Below are 4963 nucleotides of genomic sequence, written 5' to 3'. Positions count from 1 at the left end.
GTCGGGCTCTACCCCGGCGACCAGGTTCGCGTCCTGGGCGTACCGGTGGGCCAGGTCGACACGATCGAACCGCGGCCCTCCGACGTCAAGATCACCATGTCCGTGTCGAAGGACGTCAAGATCCCGAAGGATGCCAAGGCCATCGTCTTGTCGCCGAACCTGGTGTCGGCGCGGTTCATTCAGTTGACCCCGGCCTATACCGGCGGGGCCGAACTACCCGACGGCGGCAGCATCGGCCTGAACCGCACCGGGGTTCCGGTGGAATGGGACGAGGTCAAGGAATCCCTGACCCAGCTGGCGGCCCAGCTCGGGCCGACGACGGGATCGATGCAGGGCCCCCTGGGTCAGGCGATCAATCAGGCCGCGGACACCCTCAACGGCAAGGGCGAGTCGTTCCACGACGCGCTGCGTGAGCTCTCGCAAGCCGCTGGGCGACTGGGGGATTCGCGCAGCGACATCTTCGGCACGGTCAAGAACCTGCAGGTTCTCGTCGACGCACTCTCGGCGAGCAACGAACAGATCGTCCAGTTCGCCGGTAGCGTCGCGTCGGTGTCACAGGTGCTCGCCGACAGCTCGCGCCATCTCGACAACACCCTGGGCACGCTGAATAAAGCGCTCTCGGACGTCCGTGGCTTCCTGCACGAAAACAACTCGACGATCATCGATACGGTCAATAACCTCAACGACTTTGCCAAGACGCTGAGCGACCAGAGCGACAACATCGAGCAGGTGCTGCACGTGGCCGGCCCGGGTATCGCCAACTTCTACAACATCTACGATCCCGCGCAGGGCACGCTCAACGGGCTGCTGTCGATACCCGAATTCGCCAACCCCGTGCAGTTCATCTGCGGTGGATCGTTCGAAACCGCTGGTGGGCCAAGGGCGCCCGACTACTACCGGCGCGCCGAACTCTGTCGCGAGCGGTTGGGACCGGTGCTGCGCCGGCTCACCGTGAACTATCCGCCGATCATGTTCCACCCGCTGAACACGATTACGGCGTACAAGGGCCAGATCATCTATGACACCCCGGAGACCCAGGCCAAGTCCGCGACCCCGGTCCCGCAGCTGACGTGGGTCCCGGCCAATGGGGCCAAGACGCCGCCGGCCGCGCAGAACCCGGCCGACCTGCAGGCCCTGCTTGTGCCGCCGGCCCCGCAGGCCAATCCCGCACCAGGCGCCCCGGCAGGCGGTCCCGCGCCCGGCCCGGCTCCCGGTAGCCCGTTCGGCCCCCTGCCGGGGCCGCCGCCCGGCCAACCCATCGCGCCCACCGATCAGGGGGCCGGCGGATGAGCCGAATATGGTTGCGCGGCAGTGCGTTAGCTCTCGGCAGCGCGTTGCTGGCCGGTTGCCAGTTCAGCGGGTTGAATTCGCTCTCGATGCCCGGCACCGCCGGTCACGGCAGCGGCGCCTACTCGATCACCGTGGATCTGCCCGACGTGGCCACCCTGCCGCAGAACTCTCCGGTGATGGTCGACGACGTCACCGTCGGCAGCGTCTCCGGCATTCAAGCCATCCAGCGGGCGGATGGATCCTTTTATGCCGCAGTGAAATTAGCGCTGAACAAAAATGTCGTGCTGCCGGCCAACTCGACGGCGACGGTCGCCCAGACGTCGCTGCTGGGCTCGATGCACATCGACTTGGCGCGTCCGAAGGACAAGCCCGCCGTCGGCCGGCTGAGCGACGGGTCGAAGATCTCCGAGTCCCACACCGGCCGTTATCCCACCACCGAGGAAGTGCTTTCGGCGCTCGGCGTGGTGGTGAACAAGGGCAACGTGGGTGCCCTGGAAGAGATCACCGACGAGACCTACCAGGCCGTCGCGGGTCGGCAGGACCAGTTCGTCGACCTGATCCCGCACCTTGCGGAATTGACGGCCGGACTCAACCGGCAGGTCGATGACATCATCGACGCCGTCGATGGATTGAACCGGTTCTCGGCGACCCTGGCGCACGATAAGGACAACCTGGGCCGGGCACTGGACACGCTGCCAGAAGCGTTGCGCGTGCTCAACAAGAACCGCGGCCACATCGTCGAGGCCTTCGCCGCGCTCAAGAAGTTGGCAAATGTCACCTCACACGTGCTCGCGAAAACCAAGGTGGACTTCGCCGCGGATCTCAAAGATCTGTACGCCGCCGCCAAGGCGCTCAACGACAACCGGAAGAACTTCGTCACCTCGCTGCAGCTGTTGCTGACGTTCCCGTTCCCCAACTTCGGCATCAAGCAGGCCGTCCGGGGCGACTACCTCAACGTGTTCACCACGTTCGACCTCACCCTGCGCCGGATCGGTGAGACGTTCTTCACCACGGCGTATTTCGACCCGAACATGGCCCACATGAACGAGATCCTCAACGCACCGGACTTCTTGGTCGGCGAACAGGCCAACCTGTCCGGACAGGCGGCCGACCCATTCAAGATTCCGCCCGGAACGGCGTCGGGACAGTGAGGGCGGACGCAGATGCATGACAAACTGACCAAGATCCAGTTGACGATATTCGCCGTGATCACCGCCCTGACATTGACCGTGATGGCGATCTTCTACCTGCGGCTGCCCGCCACGTTCGGTCTCGGGACCTATGTCGTGAACGCCGATTTCGTCGCCGGTGGCGGTCTGTACAAGAACGCCAACGTCACCTATCGCGGTGTGGCGGTCGGCCGGGTGTTGTCCGTGGGCCTCAACCCGACAGGCGTCACCGCAGGGATGCGGCTGAACAGTGGCACTCCCATCCCGTCGAACGTCACCGCCACCGTCAAGAGTGTGTCGGCCGTCGGTGAGCAGTACATCGACCTGGTGCCGCCGAACCCACCGGCATCGACGAAGCTGCACAACGGATCTCGCATCGACCGCCAGAACACCCGGATCGGCCAGGACGTCGCCGACCTGTTGAAGCGGGCCGAGACTCTGGTCAACAGCCTCGGCGACACCCGACTGCGCGAGCTGTTGCATGAGACGTTCATCGCGGCAAACGGTTCGGGTCCCGAACTGGCCCGGCTGTTCGAGTCGGCCCGACTGCTGGTGGACGAGGCCAACGCCAATTATCCGCAGGTGTCACAGCTGATCGACCAGGCCGGTCCGTTCCTTCAGGCCCAGATTCGTGCGGGCGGTGACATCAAGTCGCTGTCAGACGGGTTGGCGCGGTTCACTTCCGAGGTGCGGCAGGCCGATCCGCAGTTGCGCTCGACATTGGAAATCGCCCCTGGGGCGGTCGACGAGGCCAATACAGCGTTCTCCGGTATCCGCCCGTCCTTCCCGGCGCTCGCCGCCAGCCTGGCCAACCTGGGCCGGGTCGGCGTCATCTATCACAAGTCGATCGAGCAACTGCTCGTCGTGCTGCCTGCGCTGTTCGCCGCGATCACGACGGCCGCCGGCGGTGCACCCCAAGACGAGGGTGCCAAGCTGGATTTCAAGCTCGACCTCAATGACCCACCGCCGTGCGCAGTCGGGTTCCTTCCTCCGCCGTTGATGCGCACGCCCGCGGACGAGACGGTGCGCGAGCTACCCCGAGACATGTATTGCAAGGTCGCGCAGAACGATCCGAGCACCGTGCGCGGTGCGCGAAATTATCCGTGCCAGGAGATCCCCGGCAAACGTGCGCCGACGGTTCAGCAGTGTCGCGACCCGCAGGGCTATGTGCCAGTTGGTCGCAACCCGTGGCGCGGTCCGCCCGTCCCGTACAACACGCCCGAAACCAATGGGCTGAACACCTTGCCGCCCAACAAGTTCCCGTACATTCCGCCGGGCGCCGAACCCGATCCCGGGACGCCGATCGTCGGACCGCCTCCTCCCGGTGTGGTACCGGGGCCCGGCCCACTACCGAACAAACAACCGGCATACGATCCGCCGCCTCCGAACGACAACGGGCCACCACCGCCGTTCACCTCGTGGCAGCCGCCCGGGGTGCCGCCGGTCCCGCCGCAGCTTCCGTATCCGAAATGGCTGCCCCCGCCGGCACCTCCGGTGGGGATCAACCCGCCGCCCCCGGGCCCGGGTCCGGAGAAGCCGTGGGGCCCACCCCCTGGCGGACAGCCGCAGGCCAGCGGCCGGGCCTACGCGACCTACGACCAGACGACCGGCGCATTCAAGGATCCCGCGGGCGGCACTGGTATTTTCGCGCCGGGAGCCCAAGGCGGCACTTCAGGTGCCGAGAACTGGGTGGACCTGATGCTTGACCCAAGACCGATGTGATGGAACCTGTTGTGGCAGAAGAATTAACGACCAAGACGCACGCGCGTCGTCGCGCCTCTCGCGCGGCCGGCCCCGCAAAGAGCGAGTCGACCCCCGCGGCCCCCGTCCAGGTGGACGTTGCCGACAAAGCGGCAAAGCCGGCGAAAACCGCTGGGCCGGTTCGCAGGACCCTGAAGTCCGTCAAGCCTCCGCCGCGGCGGCAGCCGAACCGCGTCCTGGTCGGGTGGATCTCGTTCGCGGCCGCGCTCTTGGCAATTGGCGCGCTTGCCGCCGGTGTGGCCGTCATGATGAAAGACCAGCGGCACGCCAACGCTTTACAGACGCGCGACCAGCGCTTCGTCGACACCGCCACTCAGACGGTGGTCAACATGTTCAGCTACAAGCAGGACAACATCGACGAGAGCGTGAACCGGTTCGTCAACGGCACCAGCGGCCCCTTACGCGGCATGCTGGGCGCCAACAACAACGTCGAGAATCTCAAAGCCCTGTTCCGCACCACCAACGCGACCTCCGAAGCCGTCATCAACGGTTCGGCCTTGGAGGGGTATGACTCGGTCACCGAGAATGCGTCGGTGTTGGTGTCGGTGCGCGTCACGGTCGCCGATATCGACGGAGTAAACAAACCGTCCATGCCGTATCGTTTGCGCGTCATCGTGCACCAAGACGATGCCGGCAAGATGACCGGTTACGACCTGAAGTATCCAGACGGGGGTAATTGATGCGGTGGCGGCGACGGCTGCTCGTCGCCGCGGGCTACCTCCTGATCGCGGTGTTCGTGGGGT

At 65.5% G+C, this 4963-nt stretch carries 4 protein-coding genes; all 4 read left to right on the top strand.

Features of this window, described 5'->3' with window-relative positions; translation table 11 throughout:
- Positions 1-1290 (top strand): virulence factor Mce family protein (locus JOZ00_RS00430; RefSeq protein WP_293338338.1); only part of this gene is annotated, 1290 nt, incomplete at its 5' end.
- Positions 1287-2441, top strand: a complete 1155-nt coding sequence (locus tag JOZ00_RS00425; RefSeq protein WP_293338336.1) for an MCE family protein — start codon at positions 1287-1289, stop codon at positions 2439-2441. The genes JOZ00_RS00430 and JOZ00_RS00425, both read left to right, overlap by 4 nt.
- A 12-nt stretch (positions 2442-2453) precedes the next feature.
- Positions 2454-4181 carry a virulence factor Mce family protein gene (locus JOZ00_RS00420; protein ID WP_293338334.1) on the top strand — a complete coding sequence of 576 codons (1728 nt, stop codon included), beginning with the start codon at positions 2454-2456 and terminating at the stop codon, positions 4179-4181.
- Entirely contained in the window at positions 4181-4900 is a 720-nt protein-coding gene (locus JOZ00_RS00415; RefSeq protein WP_293338332.1) for a mammalian cell entry protein, read from the top strand. The genes JOZ00_RS00420 and JOZ00_RS00415 overlap by 1 nt, the downstream gene beginning before the upstream one ends.
- The last annotated feature ends 63 nt before the right edge of the window (positions 4901-4963 follow it).

The organism is Mycobacterium sp. (assembly GCF_019243155.1).
GTDB lineage: Bacteria > Actinomycetota > Actinomycetes > Mycobacteriales > Mycobacteriaceae > Mycobacterium.
The sequence above is the reverse complement of the archived record's forward strand: the minus strand, read 5'-3'. Positions and strand labels throughout refer to the sequence as shown.